Source organism: Frigoribacterium sp. CFBP 8754 (assembly GCF_014841815.1).
Taxonomy (GTDB): Bacteria; Actinomycetota; Actinomycetes; order Actinomycetales; family Microbacteriaceae; genus Frigoribacterium; species Frigoribacterium endophyticum.
This window is the reverse complement of record NZ_JACYUO010000001.1, coordinates 534,994-549,975: the sequence shown is the minus strand read 5'-3', so window position 1 is coordinate 549,975 and position 14,982 is coordinate 534,994. Positions and strand designations below refer to the sequence as shown.

Below are 14,982 nucleotides of genomic sequence, written 5' to 3'. Positions count from 1 at the left end.
GTTCCGAATAGCATGTCGGCACCCGTCGCACGGTCGGCGGGGCCCTCGACGAGGAGGCCGACGACAGCATGGCGGGAGCGGACGGGACGACGCGGGCGCGCACGCCGCGGCCGTCGCCCCTGCGCCGGGTCGTCGTCGCCGCGCTGGCCGTGGTCGCCGCGACCGCCCTCGTCGCCGTCGGCGGCACGGCCGCGTCGCCGCGCTACGCCGACGGGCCGCCCTGGGGCGGCACGGCGGTGGACGACCTCCGGAACGCCCCGACCGGCACGGCCTGGTCGCTCGACCTGGCCGAGCGCCTCGCCCCGGGCGTGCCCCGACGCTGCCTCCACTTCTGGCCCTCCCCCGCCGTGGACGGGCTCGTCGCCGTCGGGGCCTCCGTCGACCTCGACCCGGGCACGGCCTCCGGCGGTCCGGACTGCCGCCGTGCCGCCCTCGACGACGGGGCGAGCCGCGTGGCCCTCGTCGACTCCCGGGACGGCCGGGTGCGGTGGGTGCACGACCTGGCCGACGACCTCGACGACACCGACCCCTTGAGCATCCCTGCGAGCCAGGTCGTGCCGGCGGCCGGCCGGGTGCTGGTGCAGACCCAGACCACCGGGTCGACCGTGCTCGTCGCCCTCGACCTCGTCGACGGCCGGGCGCTCGAGTCCACCCGCGGCCGCCGCGACGTGCCCTCGATCAGCGTCTCGACCGTCGGGCGGCTGCAGCTGCGCACCTCCTCCGGAGCGATCGGCTCGCCCGACCGGTACTCGCTCGTGGACGCGGCCGCCCTCGACGACCCTGTGTGGGAGGGGCGGGTCGACGCCGGCACGACGCCCCAGCTGCTGCCCGACGGGCTGCTCGTCGTCGTCGACGGCCGCGCCGTCCGCGTCGACGGCCGGACGGGCGAGGCCAGCCCGTCGGCCGCCGCCGCCGACGTGGTCGCGACCGCGCCCGACGGGGGGGACGACGTGGCCTGGACGCTCGGCCGCGACGCCGACGGGAGGCGCGCCGTGTCGGCGATCGACGCCGACGGCGACCTCCTCTGGTCCGTGCCGAGCCCGACGCCGCGCCTCTCGGCCACCGACGGCTGCGTCCTCACCACCGACGACGGCGGCACCACGGCCACCTGCCTCGACCCCCGCAGCGGGCAGGGCCGGTGGACGACCGAGCTCGGCGCCGCGTTCTCGGCCGCCGCCGCCCCGGGCCAGGTGGGCGGCGACCTCTACGCCGTCGTCCAGTCCGACGACGGCGCCCGCCTCACCGCCCTCGCCGCCGCCGACGGCCGCGTCCGGTGGCGGGCGCCGCTCGGCGTCCTCGACGAGGTCGCCGCGGCCTCCCGCACCGTCGTCTACGTGCGCACCGACGGCTCCCCCACCGCGGGCCGGGGCCTCAGCGCCTACGACGCCGCGACGGGCGCCCGGCTCTGGTCGCTGCGCTCCGACGACCGAGTGTCGTTCTGGGGCGGCGGCCTGGTCTCGATCGACGGCCGCGGCGTGGCCACGCGCCTCGTCGACCGCACGAGCGTGGTGGCCGGGCTGGCCGGAGGCGCGGCGTGAGCCCCGAGGGGCGGCCCGGCTGGGCCCCGGCGCGGCCGGCTCCGGACGTCGCCGTGTGGGAGCCCGCCCGCCCGGAGACGGGACGCGGGGCCACGGGCGAAGCCCCCGGCCGGGACGACGACGGGGCCGGTGCCGGCGACGGAGCAGGACGGCCCGGACGAGGCCCGGCCGCCCCGGGGCCGCGACGCCCCGCGTGGTGGCACCGCGCCTCCCGCGGTCGCCGCCTCGCCCTCGGCTACGCCGCGCTGCTCCTGGCCGCCGCCCTGCCCGCGGCCCTCCTCGCCCCGGGCCAGCCGGAGTACGGCGCCGAGCCGCCCTGGCGCGGCGTCGAGACGGTCGACCTGCGGCAGGAGCCGACCACCGGGTGGTCGGTCGCGCTCGCGGAGACCCTCGCGCCCGGGTTCCGGCCCGCGTGCCTGCGCTTCCCGACCGCGACGGTCGACACCGGCCGCGTGCTCGTCAGCGCGGGGCCGGGCTGGACGTACGGCTTCGCGAACGACGCGGGCTGCGGCAGCGAGACGACCGGCGTGGGCTCCCGGCTCGCGCTGCTCGACACCGGGCGGGGCGCGTTCAGCTGGGTCCACGACGTCGCCGACGACGCCGCCCGCCTCGGCCTCGAGGGGCCGGTCGACGTCGCCGCGGCCTCGCTCGCCGGCGACACGGGCCTCGTAGTCGTCCGCGTCGTCGCGGGCGAGCGGGCGGTGCTGCTCACCCTGTCGCTCGCCGACGGCTCGACGGTCGGGGCGTCGGAGCCGCGGGCGACGACCGAGACCGACCGGTTCCAGGCCGCGGGCACGGTCGTCGTGACGGGGCGCCAGCCAGCGGCCGGGGCGCGCTACAGCTACGAGCTGCGCGACGTCCGCGACCTGGGCCGGGTGACCTGGGCGGGGCGGGGCACGACGAGCGGCACCGTGCTGGCCCTCGACGACCGGCTGGTCGTCGCCACCCCCGAGGGCACCCTGCAGGTCGACCCGACCTCGGGCGTCGCCCGCCCCTGGGGCACGCGCCTCGACGAGCTCTCGGGGCACCTCGTCCACGACGGGCTGCTGATCGGGCCGACCGGCGCCGGCGGCGGCGTGACCGCCCGGGGCGCGGACGGTGAGGTGCGGTGGCGCTCCCCCTCGGACGTCCGCGGCACGCTCGACGAGGGCCGGTCGTGCCTGCTGGTCAGCGACGTCGACCGCGACCGGCTCACCTGCCTCTCGTGGACGACCGGCCGGGCCACCTGGAGCCGCGAGGGGCTCGGTGCCACCGGCGCGGCCGGGGTGGTCGGGCAGACCGACGACCGGGTCTACGCGAGCTCGTCGGCGCCGGGCGACCGGCCGCTCGAGGTGCAGGCGCTGGACGGCGCGACCGGGCGCACCCTGACCCGCTTCGACCTGCCCACCGGCGCCGTCCTCGCCGCCGTCGGCCGGACCGTGGGCTACGCCCTCGCCTACGGCAGCTCGGGCGGGCGCTCGACGGTGGTCGCCTACGACCTCGCGAGCGGCGAGCGGCTGTGGACCCACACCGGCCAGCTGCAGGTCTCGATCTGGGCCGGGCACCCGGTCGACGTCGACGTCGAGGGCCGGGCGGGCGAGCTCGCCGCCCCGGAGGCGCGGGTCGTCGCCGGCGGGTGAGCGACGCGCCCGGGGCGGGCGCGGACTAGAACACGTGTTCGAACGAAGCGTAGGGTGACGCCATGGTCATCCCCTTCACCGCCTCGCTGCTCGACTCCCTCGACGACGGCCCCGAGCTGCTCCCGCTCGCCGGCCGCGTGCGCCGGCTCGAGCTCGGCGACGGCGCGTGGCTCGACCTCGTGCCCGGCTGGGCGACCGCGTCCGACGCCCTCTTCGAGCGGCTCGTCACCGACGTGCCCTGGCAGGCCGACCGCCGCACCATGTACGACCGCGTCGTCGAGGTGCCGCGACTCGTCTCGTCGTACGGCGTCGGCGACGCCCTGCCCGACCCCGTCCTCGCCGCGGCCCGTGACGACCTCAACGAGCACTACGCCCGGCGCGGCGCTCCCGACGAGCAGCTCTTCCGTCGTGCCGGCCTGTGCTTCTACCGCACCGGCGACGACAGCATCGCCTGGCACGGCGACCGGGTCGGCTCCGGCCTCGGCCGCGACACGATGGTCGGCGTCCTCTCCCTCGGCGCTCCCCGCACCCTCGCGGTCCGCTCGCGCCGCACGGGGCGGGTCGACAGGTTCCCGCTCGGCCACGGCGACCTGCTCGTCATGGGCGGCAGCTGCCAGCGCACCCACGAGCACGCGATCGCGAAGACGAAGAAGGCGGTCGGGCCGCGCATCTCGGTGCAGTTCCGCCCCCGGTGGGACGAGGGAGTCGCGGGGCGCGCCGCGCACGCTGCCGCGGCCCCGAGGGCGTGACGCCGAGCACCCCGGCCCGGCGCTAGGCGGCCGGGGGCACCTCGAGGGCGACCCGCGCCTCCCCCGGGCCGCCGCAGACGGCGTCGCCGCCGACGCGCTCGAAGCGGAGCCCCGCGGTGCGCGAGGCGGCGAGGACGAGACCGACGTCGCCGCCGTCGGACCACGCCCGCACGTCGACCTCGTCGGGGAAGGAGCCGTCGGGCGACGACGACCCGCCCCACGACGAGATGACCCAGGTGCCGTCGGGGGCCCGCTCGGCCGGGCCGGGCCAGAGCCACGGCCCGATGTCGGGGCCGTCGGCGGTCGACCGGTCGTCGACCGGGCCCTGCCGCGGCAGGGGCGACGACGCGGCGGCGCCGACGGGCACCAGCTCGACGACCGCCACGCGCTCGACCGCGCCCGTGACCTCCACGACCACGGTCGTGCCCCAGGCGACGGCCGGGCAGGCCACGACGGGCCCTCCGATCGACCTGAGGGCGAGCAGCACCGCGCCGGCGGCGACCACGCCGAGGCAGGCGAGCCCGACGAGCAGGCCCGCGCTCGTCGTCCGGTCGCTGGGCACGGCTCGAGCATGGGGCACGGCGGGCCCGTCGTCGAGGTCGACGGCCGGGTCGTGACCGAGACGTGACGACGGAGCGCGAGCACCGAGAGGTCGAGACGCCCCGGAACGACGAATCCCGCCCGGCGTGTGCCGGGCGGGATCTCGTGGTTGCTGAACGGTGGTGGTGACCGAACAGATCGGTGACCCCAACGGGATTCGAACCCGTGTTACCGCCGTGAGAGGGCGACGTACTAGGCCACTATACGATGGGGCCGTTTTTGCAACTCGTCGAGTATGCCACAGCCTCACGAACGAGTACAAATCGAGCCCGCCCCGCGTGTCGCGGAGCGGGCGTACAGTCGGCCGCATGCGCCTGACCAAGCTCGAGCACGCCGCCTTCGTCGTCGAGGAGGACGGACGGAAGCTCGTCGTCGACCCCGGCTCCTTCACCACGCCGCAGGTCGATCTGCACGACGTCGTCGCCGTGGTCGTCACCCACGAGCACCCCGACCACTGGACCCCCGACCAGCTCGGCCACCTGCTCGCCACGAACCCCGGGGCGACGATCTACGGCCCGGCCGGGGTCGCGGAGGCCGCCGAGGGGTTCGACGTCCACGTCGTGGCCGACGGCGACACCGTCGAGGCGGGGCCCTTCACCCTCGCCTTCCACGGCTCGCGCCACGCCGTCATCCACGAGTCGATCCCCGTCATCGACAACGTGGGGGTGCTCGTCAACGGCCGCCTCTTCTACCCGGGAGACGCGTTCACCGTCCCGCCGGTGCCGGTCGAGACCCTGGCGGCACCGGTCGGTGCGCCCTGGCTCAAGATCGGCGAGGCGATGGACTACGTGACGGCCGTGGCGCCGACCCGGCTCTTCCCCGTCCACGAGCAGACGCTGTCCGCGGCGGGCTTCGGCATGCACGCCGACCGGCTGCGGGCGAGCGTCGAGGCCCTCGGGGGCACGGCCGTCGTCCTGGCGGCGCACGAGTCCCTCGAGGTCTGACCCGCGACTCCCCCGGCTCCCGGCCCTCGCACCGCGTGACGGCGCCCCGCCTCCCGACCGGGAGACGGGGCGCCGTCACGGGGAACGCTCCGGCGGAGCTAGAGCGTCACGTCGATCTCGCGCAGCAGCTGCGCGTCGATGGCGACGCGCACCGTCTCGAGCAGCTCGTCGGGAGCGGGGCTGTCGATGGTGAGGACGCTGAGGGCCTGCCCGCCCGCGCTGCGACGGGCGATCTGCATGCCCGCGATGTTGATGCCGGCGTCGCCGAACTCCTTGCCGTAGACGGCGACGATGCCGGGGCGGTCGCCGTAGACCATGACGAGGTGGTGCGCCGCGATCGGCACCTCGACGTCGTAGCCGTTGATCTCGACGATCTTCTCGACCTGCTTGGTGCCGGTGAGGGTGCCCGACACGCTGATCTGGCCGCCGTCGCTGAGCGAGCCGCGGATGGTCAGGACGTTGCGGTACTCCTCGCTCGTCGGGTCGGTGAGCAGCCGCACGGTGATGCCGCGCTGCTCGGCGAGCAGCGGCGCGTTCACGTAGCTGACCGACTCGCTGACGATGTTCGTGAAGACGCCCTTGAGGGCCGCGAGCTTGAGCACGCTGACGTCGTGCTCGACGAGGTCGCCGCGCACCTCGACGTCGATGCTCGTGAGGGGCGAGTCGGCGAGCCCGGCGAACACCTGGCCGATCTTCTCGAGCAGCGGGATGCCCGGGCGCACGTACGGGTCGATGACGCCGCCGGCGACGTTGACCGCGTCGGGCACGAGCTCGCCGCCGAGCGCCAGGCGGACGGACTTGGCGACCGACACGCCCGCCTTCTCCTGCGCCTCGTCCGTCGACGCGCCGAGGTGGGGGGTGACGACGACGTTCTCGAGGCCGAGCAGCGCCTGGTCGACGGGGGGCTCCGAGGTGAAGACGTCGAGGCCGGCACCGGCGATCTCGCCCGTGGTCAGGGCCGTGTAGAGGTCGGCCTCGTCGATCAGGCCGCCGCGGGCCACGTTGACGACGAACGCCGTCGGCTTCATGGCCTTCATCTGCTCGAGGCCGATCATGCCCGTCGTCTCGGGCGTCTTCGGCATGTGGATGGTGACGAAGTCGGCGGTGGCCAGCAGCTCGTCGAGGGAGAGCAGGGTGACACCGAGCTGCTGCGCACGGGCCGGCGTGACGTAGGGGTCGTAGGCGACCACGTTCACCCCGAACGCCTGGAGGCGCGCAGTGATCAGGGCGCCGATGCGCCCGAGCCCGACGATGCCGACGGTCTTCTCGAACAGCTCGACGCCGGTGTACTTCGAGCGCTTCCACTGCCCCTGGGCCAGCGCGGCGTGCGCGGCGGGGATGTGGCGCGCGAGGCTGAGGATGTGGCCGACGGTGAGCTCGGCGGCCGAGATGATGTTCGACGTCGGCGCGTTGACGACCATGACGCCCGCCGTCGTGGCGGCCTTGATGTCGACGTTGTCGAGACCGACGCCCGCACGGGCCACGACCTGGAGGTGCGGCGCGGCGGCGATGGCCTCGGCGTCGACCTGCGTCGCGGAGCGGACCAGGATCGCGTTCGCCTCCGCGAGGGCGGCGAGCAGCGCGGGCCGGTCGGTGCCGTCCACGCTCCTCACGTCGAAGTCGGGGCCGAGGGCCTCGACGGTGGCGGGTGAGAGCTCTTCAGCGATCAGAACGACGGGCTTGGCCACGGAGACAGGGTCCTAACGAGAGGGTGCAGAGGAACGCCGCGACGCGCCGTGGGCGCGGCTGCTGGTCACTCTAGCGACTCGTCGGAGGGCCCAGGCGCAGATGACGCCGGTGGTCCGGGGGGCCTGCACCGCGACTCCCCCGCCGCCGTCCGCGGCCGTCGTCGGCGGCGACGTGTCCGGTCAGATGCTGAGCACGTACGCCGTGAGGCTCAGCGACGCCGCCGCGACCGCGGCGAGGCCGGTGGCGAAGACGAGGGCCGCCCGGCCGAGCGTCCGCCGGCGCGCGACGAGGAGGGCGACGACGTACGCGACCGGGGGCAGCAGCACGTTGGCCCAGAGCGCGGCCCACGGCGGCGAGGCCGCGAGCGAGCCCACGCCGACCTCGTCGAAGAAGGCGTTGTTCTGGTAGCGGACGTCCTGCGGCACGAGCACGAGGTTGGTCACGGCCTCGGAGAGGTCGTAGGCGGCCAGCAGGCCGGCGAGGACGGCGATGAGGACGAACCCGACGCGGGGGCCCCGGCGGGCGCGGCGCGGCGCGGCGGAGGCGGTCGCCCCGCCGGGCGCGGCGGTCACGCCCCGCCCCCGATCACGAGGGGCCAGGGGGCCAGGAGCACGGCCCCGACGGCCATCACGAGCAGGCGGCGGCCGGAGTGCTGCACCGGCACCAGCAGGATGGTCGCGACGAACCAGAGCAGCGGGGCGACGAGGGCGAGGAAGACGCCGGTCAGCCACAGCGTCGTCTGCACGTGCTCGACGAGGCCGCCGCCGAACGCGATCAGGAACTGGTCGCGCGAGACGATCCAGCCGACGCTCGAGAGCAGGGCGACGCCGCCGAGCACGCCGTGCCCCACGAGGGAGGCGCTGCTCATGACCTGGGGAGCGTCGGGGTCGGTCTCGTCGTCACGCGTCGCGGCCGCGGGACCCTCGACGTGGCTGGCGTCCGACTCGTCGCCCCAGGAGAGCGCGTCGTCGGCGTCGTCGGCGTCGGGATCGAGGTCGAGGTCGAGGTCGGTCTGGTCGGACGCGGTCGCGTCGGGGTCGTCGTGGCGGCCGGCCGACCCGGAGGGCCGGGGGTCGGTCATGCCGGGAGCTTGGAGGAGACCGCCTCCACCAGGGCGGCGGAGAGCGGGTGCCCCGCCTCGACGCCGGTGAGGGTCACGGTGAGCTCGTCGGCGGGCAGGCCGGAGCGCAGCAGTGCCTGGAGCTCGACGCTCTCCGCGTCGTCGGCGACGTCGAAGTCGAGGGCGGCGCGGACCGCCCGGACGAGCGCGTCGCTCGGCAGGCCCCGCTCGGCGAGCTGCGCGGCGGGGCCGACGAAGCGCTCGTGGCGGCTCAGCTTGCGGAGCGGGTTGCGGCCCACTCGCTCGGTGGTGTCGGGGAGGTGCGGGTTCGAGATGCGCACGAGGTTCTTCTCGATGTAGCTCTGCTGCTCGTCGGCGTCGAGCTCGTGCTTCGCGACGAGCAGGGCCTTGGTCTCGGCGAGGGCGGCGCGCACCTCGGCGTGGACGGCCTCGTCGGCGAGCGACTCCCGGATGCTGCCCAGGCCCCGAGCGAAGCCGTGGTAGGCCGCGGCGGCGTGGGCCGTGTTGACGGTGAAGAGCTTGCGCTCGATGAAGGGCTCGAGATCGGGCACCCACGTGACGCCCTGGATCTCGGGGCGGTGCTCGCCGAACGGGCCGCTCTCGACGACCCACTCGGAGAAGGACTCGATGGTGACGTCGAGCGACCCCGCGGGCTGCTCGGGCACGATGCGGTCGATCGCGCAGTTCGCGAAGACCGCGTTGTCGGCCGGGTCGGCCTGGCGGACGGCCTCGGCGAGGGAGTCGGTGGCGTTGATGGCGTTCTCGCACGCGATGACCGTGAGCGGCGGCAGCGCCGCGTCGCGCTGGGCCAGCCCGCGGGCGATGACCGGCGCGACGAAGGGCAGGATCCGGGCGCCGACCGCGGTGGTGACGACGTCGGCGGTCGCGATCTCGGCGACCAGGGCCTCCTCGTCGCTGCGGCTGTTGACGGCGCGGTAGCCGTCGACGACGGTCGTGCGGCTGTCCTCACCGACCTCGTGCACCTCGTACGACGACTGGGACTGCAGCAGCCCGATCAGCTCGTCGTTGACGTCGGCGAACACGACCTCGTAGCCGCTCGCGTGCAGGAACTGCGCCACGAAGCCACGACCGATGTTGCCCGCACCGAAGTGCACTGCCTTCTTGCTCATCGCCATGCCCTAGATCATGCCACGGGCCGCCTGGTCGCCCCGACACCGACGACGCCCCCCTCCGGTCGGAGGGGGGCGTCGTCATCGTTCGGGGACGGGCTAGCGCGCAGCGCTGCCGTCGCCCGTCGGCGGAGCCGACCGATGTCGCCAGCGTGCGTCGACTACGTCGACGTCAGCGCGCAGCGCTGCCGTCGCCCGTCGGCGGAGCCGACCGATGTCGCCAGCGTGCGTCGACTACGGCGACGTCAGCGCGCAGCGCTGCCGTCGACGTAGTCGGAGTCCGTCTGCTTCCAGGCGAACAGGGCGCGCAGCTCCTGGCCGGTGGCCTCGATGGGGTGCGCCTCGCCCTTGGCGCGGAGCTCCTTGAACTCGGGGGCACCTGCGTCCTGGTCGTCGATGAAGCGCTTCGCGAAGGCGCCTGACTGGATGTCGGCCAGGACGGCCTTCATGTTCTCCTTCACGGAGGGGTCGATGACGCGGGGGCCGGAGACGTAGTCGCCGTACTCGGCCGTGTCGGAGACGCTCCAGCGCTGCTTGGCCAGGCCGCCCTCCCAGATCAGGTCGACGATCAGCTTGAGCTCGTGCAGCACCTCGAAGTAGGCGATCTGCGGCTGGTAGCCGGCCTCGGTCAGCGTCTCGAAGCCGTACTGGATCAGCTGCGAGGTGCCGCCGCAGAGCACGGCCTGCTCGCCGAAGAGGTCGGTCTCGGTCTCTTCGGTGAAGGTCGTCTTGATGCCGCCGGCACGGAGGCCGCCGATGCCCTTGGAGTACGACCAGGCGAGGTCCCAGGCGGAGCCGGAGGCGTCCTTCTCGACGGCCACGATCACGGGCACGCCGCGGCCGGCCTCGAACTCGCGGCGGACGGTGTGGCCCGGGCCCTTGGGGGCGACCAGGACGACGTCGACGCCCTCGGGCGCCTCGATGTAGCCGAAGCGGATGTTGAAGCCGTGGCCGAAGACGAGCGCCTTGCCCTCGGCGAGGTTCGGGGCGATGTCGTCGGCGTAGACGTGGCGCTGGACCTGGTCGGGGGCGAGGACGACGATGACGTCGGCCCAGGCCGAGGCCTCCGCGGGGGTGTGCACCGTGAAGCCGGCCTCCTCGGCCTTGGCGCGGCTCTTCGAGCCCTCCTTGAGGCCGATGACGACCTCGACGCCGGAGTCGCGGAGGTTCAGCGCGTGGGCGTGGCCCTGCGAGCCGTAGCCGATGACGGCGACCTTCTTGCCCTGGATGAGGGACAGGTCGGCGTCGTTGTCGTAGACGATCTCAGTCACAGTGGTGCTTCTCCTCGGTTGTCGACGGATGTCGTGTCGGTGGGTCGTGCGGCAGGAGGCGCGGGCCGGGAGCCCGGGGCCGCCTAGTTCTTGAAGACGCGGTCGGTGATCGACTTGGCGCCGCGGCCGATGGCCAGGAGGCCCGACTGCGAGATCTCCTTGATGCCGTAGGGCTCGAGGACGCGCAGGAGGGCGGTGGTCTTGCCGGTGTCGCCGGTCACCTCGATGACGAGGGCGTCGGTCGAGACGTCGACGACCGCGGCCCGGAACAGCGTCACGGCCTCGAGCACCTGCGAGCGGGTCGTGTTGTCGACCCGGACCTTGATCAGCATGTGCTCGCGCTGCACCGACTGCGAGTAGTCGAGTTCGACGATCTTGATGACGTTGACCAGCTTGTTGAGCTGCTTCGTGACCTGCTCGAGCGGGAGCTCCTCCACGTCGACGACGACCGTGATGCGGCTGAAGCCCTCGAGCTCGCTCTTGCCGACGGCGAGGCTCTCGATGTTGAACCCGCGGCGGGCGAAGAGGCCGGCGACGCGGGTCAGCAGACCGGGCTTGTCCTCGACGAGGAGGCTCAGGACGTGGCTCATGCGTGCTCTCCGGTCATGTCGCCGTCGCGGGTGGTGTCGGACGCGCTGATGCCCGGCGCCTCGTCGTCCCACTCCGGGGCGAGGGCACGGGCGTGCTGGATCTCAGAGTTCGAGACGCCCTGGGGCACCATCGGCCAGACCATCGCGTCGCGGCTGACGACGAAGTCGATGACGACCGGGCGGTCGTTCGTCTCCAGCGCCAGCTGGATGGCGGCGTCGATCTCGTCCTCCGTCCGGACGCGGATGCCGAGGGCGCCGTAGGCGTCGGCGAGCTTCACGAAGTCGGGCACCATGCGGGTCTCGTGGCCCGTGTTCAGGTCGGTGAACGAGTGGCGGCCCTCGTAGAACAGGGTCTGCCACTGGCGCACCATGCCGAGCGACGAGTTGTTGATGATCGCGACCTTGATCGGGATGTCGTTGATGACGCAGGTCGCGAGCTCCTGGTTGGTCATCTGGAAGCAGCCGTCGCCGTCGATGGCCCAGACCACGCGGTCGGGCTGGGCGACCTTGGCGCCCATGGCGGCCGGGACGGAGTAGCCCATCGTGCCCGCGCCTCCCGAGTTCAGCCAGGCGTGCGGGCGCTCGTACTGGATGAACTGGGCGGCCCACATCTGGTGCTGGCCGACGCCGGAGGCGTAGATCGCCTCGGGGCCGGAGAGCTGGCCGATGCGCTGGATGATCGCCTGCGGCGACAGCAGCCCGTCGTCGGGCTCGGTGTAGCCGAGGGGGAACTGCTCGCGGAGCCCGTCGAGGCGCTCCCACCAGGCGGCGATGTCGGGCTTCCGCCCGCCGGTCACCTCGGCGAAGGCGCTGGCGAGGTCGGGGATGACGACCTTCGCGTCGCCGACGATCGGCACGTCGGCGATGCGGATCTTCGAGATCTCGGCCGGGTCGATGTCGACGTGGACGACCTTCGCGCCGGGCGCGAAGAGGTCGGCCTTGCCGGTGACGCGGTCGTCGAACCGGGCGCCGAGGGCGATGATCAGGTCGCTCTCTTGTAGGCCGAGCACGGCCGGCACGGTGCCGTGCATGCCCGGCATGCCGAGGTGCTGCGCGTGGGTGTCGGGGAACGCACCGCGGGCCATCAGGGTGGTGACGACGGGGGCGCCGGTGAGCTCGACCAGGGTCTTGAGCTCGGCCGAGGCGCCGGCGCGGATGACCCCGCCGCCGACGTAGAAGACCGGCTGCTTCGCCTCGGCGATCATCTGGGCGGCCGCGGTGATCTGCTTGCCGTGGGCCTTGGTCACGGGGCGGTAGCCGGGCAGGTCGACGACCGGCGGCCACACGAACGGCGCGCTGTTCTGCTGCGCGTCCTTCGTGATGTCGACGAGCACGGGGCCGGGGCGGCCGGTGCTGGCGATCTGGTAGGCCGCGGCCAGGGTCGCCGGGATGTCCTCCGGCTTCGTCACGAGGAACGAGTGCTTGGTGATCGGCATCGTGATGCCTACGATGTCGGCCTCCTGGAAAGCGTCGGTGCCCATCAGCGTCGAGAAGACCTGGCCGGTGATCGCGAGCAGCGGCATGCTGTCCATGTAGGCGTCGGCGATGGCGGTGACGAGGTTCGTGGCGCCGGGGCCGGAGGTCGCGATGGCGACGCCGACGCGCCCGGAGGCCGCGGCGTAGCCCTCGGCCGCGTGGCCGGCGCCCTGCTCGTGGCGGACGAGGATGTGGCGGATCGCCGTCGAGGCCATCAGCTCGTCGTAGAACGGGATGATGGCGCCGCCCGGCAGGCCGAAGACGTCGGTCACCCCGAGGTGCTCGAGCGACCGGAGGATCGCGCCGGAGCCGGTGAGGACCTCGGGAGGCACCGGGGCGTCGGAGCCGGGGCGGGCCGCCGGGCGCGCGGCGGCACCGGGCAGCGGGGTCGTGTCGTGGGGCATCGGAGGCGGTTCCCTCTTCGTGGTGGTGGACGGTGTGACGGAGGTCAGCCGACGACGATCGCGCGGGCCCGGTGGAGGCGGCGGGGACGGTCGTCTAGTAGGTGACGGCGCCCTCCGCGGCGGAGCGGACCTGGCGCGCGTACTTGGCGAGGACACCGCGGGTGTAGCGCGGGGGAAGAGGAGCCCAGCCGTCGCGGCGGGACTCGAGCTCGGCGGGATCGACGAGTAGGTCGATGGACCGAGCGGCGATGTCGACCCGAATCAGATCACCATCGCGCACGAAGGCGATCGGACCTGCGTCGACCGCTTCGGGAGCCATGTGGCCGATGCACAGGCCGGTTGTGCCGCCTGAGAATCGTCCGTCCGTCAAGAGTAGTACATCTTTTCCGAGCCCTGCGCCCTTGATGGCCGCCGTGATGGCGAGCATCTCGCGCATGCCGGGGCCGCCCTTCGGCCCCTCGTAGCGGATGACGACGACGTCGCCCGCGACGATGCGGCCCTCGGTGAGGGCGTCCATGGCGCCGCGCTCGCGCTCGAAGACCTTCGCCGGCCCCTCGAAGAGCGAGGCGTCGAAGCCGGCCGTCTTCACGACCGCGCCCTCGGGGGCCATCGTGCCGCTGAGCACGGTGAGGCCGCCCGTCGCGTGGATGGGGTCGTCGAGCGTGCGGAGCACCTCGCCGTCGAGGGGGGCGGGCTGGATGTCGGCGAGGTTCTCGGCGACCGTCTTGCCGGTCACGGTGAGGCAGTCGCCGTGCAGCAGGCCAGCGTCGAGGAGCGCCTTCATGACGACGGGCACGCCGCCCATGCGGTCGACGTCGTTCATGACGTACTTGCCGAACGGCTTGAGATCGCCGATGTGGGGCACGGTGTCGCCGATGCGGTTGAAGTCGTCGATGGTGAGGTCGACCTCGGCCTCGTAGGCGATGGCCAGCAGGTGCAGCACGACGTTCGTCGAGCCGCCGAAGGCCATGGCGACGGCGATGGCGTTCTCGAACGCCTCCTTGGTGAGGATGTCGCGCGTGGTGATGCCGAGCCGCAGCATGTTCACGACGGCCTCGCCCGAGCGGTGGGCGAAGTAGTCGCGGCGACGGTCGGCCGAGGGCGGCGAGGCCGAGCCGGGCAGGCTCATGCCGAGCGCCTCGGCGACGCTCGCCATGGTGTTGGCCGTGTACATGCCGCCGCAGGCGCCCTCGCCCGGGACGATCGCGCACTCGATGGCCTTGAGGTCGGCGTCGCTGAGGTTGCCGGCCTTGTGAGCGCCGACCGCCTCGAACGAGTCGATGATCGTGACGTTCTTCTCGGTGCCGTCGCTGAGCTTGACCCACCCGGGGGCGACGCTGCCCGCGTAGAGGAAGACGCTCGCGAGGTCGAGGCGGGCCGCGGCCATCAGCATGCCGGGCAGCGACTTGTCGCAGCCGGCCAGCAGCACCGAGCCGTCGAGGCGCTCGGCGTTCATGACGACCTCGACACTGTCGGCGATGACCTCGCGCGACACGAGCGAGAAGTGCATGCCCTCGTGGCCCATCGAGATCCCGTCGGAGACGGAGACGGTGCCGAACTGGAGCGGGTACCCGCCGCCGGCGTGCACGCCCTCCTTGGCGCCCTGCGCGAGGCGGTCGAGCGAGAGGTTGCAGGGGGTGATCTCGTTCCAGCTGCTGGCGATGCCGATCTGGGGCTTCTCCCAGTCGCCGTCGCCCATGCCCACGGCACGCAGCATGCCCCGGGAGGTGGTGGCTTCGACGCCGTCGGTGACGACGCGGCTGCGCGGCTTGATGTCGACCTCGGGCTGGGTGTCCTTCACTGGCATGGGTCGAGTTTAGGGCCCGCCGCCGTCAGCGACGCCCACGCCCCGGACGGAGGCCTCGGCGGCCCGGCAGGGCGGAGGAGCGCC

General features: G+C 73.6%; 13 protein-coding genes and 1 tRNA gene. 4 read left to right on the top strand and 10 right to left on the bottom strand.

The genetic code is table 11. The features are described from left to right. The first annotated feature begins 68 nt into the window (after positions 1-68). From IFT72_RS02545 to IFT72_RS02535, 3 genes are all read left to right on the top strand, one after another. Positions 69-1,538 carry a PQQ-binding-like beta-propeller repeat protein gene (locus IFT72_RS02545; RefSeq protein ID WP_192045484.1) on the top strand — a complete coding sequence of 490 codons (1,470 nt, stop codon included), beginning with the start codon at positions 69-71 and terminating at the stop codon, positions 1,536-1,538. Next, the gene (locus IFT72_RS02540; protein WP_192045483.1) at positions 1,535-3,157 is read left to right on the top strand and encodes a hypothetical protein; all 1,623 of its coding nucleotides are present in this window, start codon (positions 1,535-1,537) and stop codon (positions 3,155-3,157) included. Before IFT72_RS02545 ends, IFT72_RS02540 begins: the two co-directional genes overlap by 4 nt. A gap of 62 nt (positions 3,158-3,219) precedes the next feature. Continuing rightward, positions 3,220-3,906, top strand: a complete 687-nt coding sequence (locus IFT72_RS02535; RefSeq protein WP_192045482.1) for an alpha-ketoglutarate-dependent dioxygenase AlkB — start codon at positions 3,220-3,222, stop codon at positions 3,904-3,906. 22 nt (positions 3,907-3,928) lie between these two features. Here the strand turns inward: IFT72_RS02535 and IFT72_RS02530 are convergent, their stop codons facing one another. Then, on the bottom strand, positions 3,929-4,468 hold the full coding sequence (locus tag IFT72_RS02530; RefSeq protein ID WP_192045481.1) for a hypothetical protein: 540 nt from the start codon (positions 4,466-4,468) through the stop codon (positions 3,929-3,931). A gap of 180 nt (positions 4,469-4,648) precedes the next feature. Continuing rightward, positions 4,649-4,721, bottom strand: a tRNA-Glu gene (locus tag IFT72_RS02525). A gap of 93 nt (positions 4,722-4,814) precedes the next feature. Here IFT72_RS02525 and IFT72_RS02520 point away from each other — a divergent pair. Next, entirely contained in the window at positions 4,815-5,450 is a 636-nt protein-coding gene (locus IFT72_RS02520; RefSeq protein ID WP_192045480.1) for an MBL fold metallo-hydrolase, read from the top strand. Positions 5,451-5,548: 98 nt separating this feature from the next. On the opposite strand, the gene serA is transcribed toward IFT72_RS02520, so the two are convergent. The 8 genes from serA to ilvD all read right to left on the bottom strand — a co-directional run bounded on the left by serA (position 5,549) and on the right by ilvD (position 14,898). Continuing rightward, entirely contained in the window at positions 5,549-7,138 is a 1,590-nt protein-coding gene (serA, locus tag IFT72_RS02515) for a phosphoglycerate dehydrogenase (protein ID WP_056053508.1), read from the bottom strand. A 180-nt stretch (positions 7,139-7,318) separates the two neighbouring features. Next, the gene (locus IFT72_RS02510) at positions 7,319-7,711 is read right to left on the bottom strand and encodes a hypothetical protein (RefSeq protein ID WP_192045479.1); all 393 of its coding nucleotides are present in this window, start codon (positions 7,709-7,711) and stop codon (positions 7,319-7,321) included. Beyond that, positions 7,708-8,220 carry a hypothetical protein gene (locus IFT72_RS02505; protein ID WP_192045478.1) on the bottom strand — a complete coding sequence of 171 codons (513 nt, stop codon included), beginning with the start codon at positions 8,218-8,220 and terminating at the stop codon, positions 7,708-7,710. The genes IFT72_RS02510 and IFT72_RS02505 overlap by 4 nt, the downstream gene beginning before the upstream one ends. After that, on the bottom strand, positions 8,217-9,350 hold the full coding sequence (locus IFT72_RS02500) for a mannitol-1-phosphate 5-dehydrogenase (RefSeq protein ID WP_056055759.1): 1,134 nt from the start codon (positions 9,348-9,350) through the stop codon (positions 8,217-8,219). The genes IFT72_RS02505 and IFT72_RS02500 overlap by 4 nt, the downstream gene beginning before the upstream one ends. Positions 9,351-9,595: 245 nt before the next feature. Then, positions 9,596-10,621, bottom strand: coding sequence for a ketol-acid reductoisomerase (ilvC, locus tag IFT72_RS02495; protein WP_192045477.1), 1,026 nt, complete (start codon positions 10,619-10,621; stop codon positions 9,596-9,598). 83 nt (positions 10,622-10,704) lie between these two features. Continuing rightward, positions 10,705-11,211, bottom strand: coding sequence for an acetolactate synthase small subunit (gene ilvN / locus IFT72_RS02490; protein WP_056053495.1), 507 nt, complete (start codon positions 11,209-11,211; stop codon positions 10,705-10,707). Next, positions 11,208-13,091: an acetolactate synthase large subunit gene (locus tag IFT72_RS02485; RefSeq protein ID WP_192045476.1), complete on the bottom strand. Its 1,884-nt coding sequence runs from the start codon at positions 13,089-13,091 to the stop codon at positions 11,208-11,210. The genes ilvN and IFT72_RS02485 overlap by 4 nt, the downstream gene beginning before the upstream one ends. Positions 13,092-13,185: 94 nt before the next feature. Continuing rightward, complete coding sequence (ilvD, locus tag IFT72_RS02480) at positions 13,186-14,898, bottom strand: dihydroxy-acid dehydratase (RefSeq protein ID WP_056053492.1); 1,713 nt, start codon at positions 14,896-14,898, stop codon at positions 13,186-13,188. Between the last annotated feature and the right edge of the window lie 84 nt (positions 14,899-14,982).

Coding starts and splice junctions, on each gene's coding strand:
- IFT72_RS02500 (WP_056055759.1), bottom strand. CDS start 9,350: ATGAGCAAGAAGGCAGTGCACTTCGGTGCGGGCAACATCGGTCGTGGC.
- ilvN (WP_056053495.1), bottom strand. CDS start 11,211: ATGAGCCACGTCCTGAGCCTCCTCGTCGAGGACAAGCCCGGTCTGCTG.
- IFT72_RS02520 (WP_192045480.1), top strand. CDS start 4,815: ATGCGCCTGACCAAGCTCGAGCACGCCGCCTTCGTCGTCGAGGAGGAC.
- IFT72_RS02505 (WP_192045478.1), bottom strand. CDS start 8,220: ATGACCGACCCCCGGCCCTCCGGGTCGGCCGGCCGCCACGACGACCCC.
- IFT72_RS02545 (WP_192045484.1), top strand. CDS start 69: ATGGCGGGAGCGGACGGGACGACGCGGGCGCGCACGCCGCGGCCGTCG.
- IFT72_RS02485 (WP_192045476.1), bottom strand. CDS start 13,091: ATGCCCCACGACACGACCCCGCTGCCCGGTGCCGCCGCGCGCCCGGCG.
- ilvD (WP_056053492.1), bottom strand. CDS start 14,898: ATGCCAGTGAAGGACACCCAGCCCGAGGTCGACATCAAGCCGCGCAGC.
- IFT72_RS02535 (WP_192045482.1), top strand. CDS start 3,220: ATGGTCATCCCCTTCACCGCCTCGCTGCTCGACTCCCTCGACGACGGC.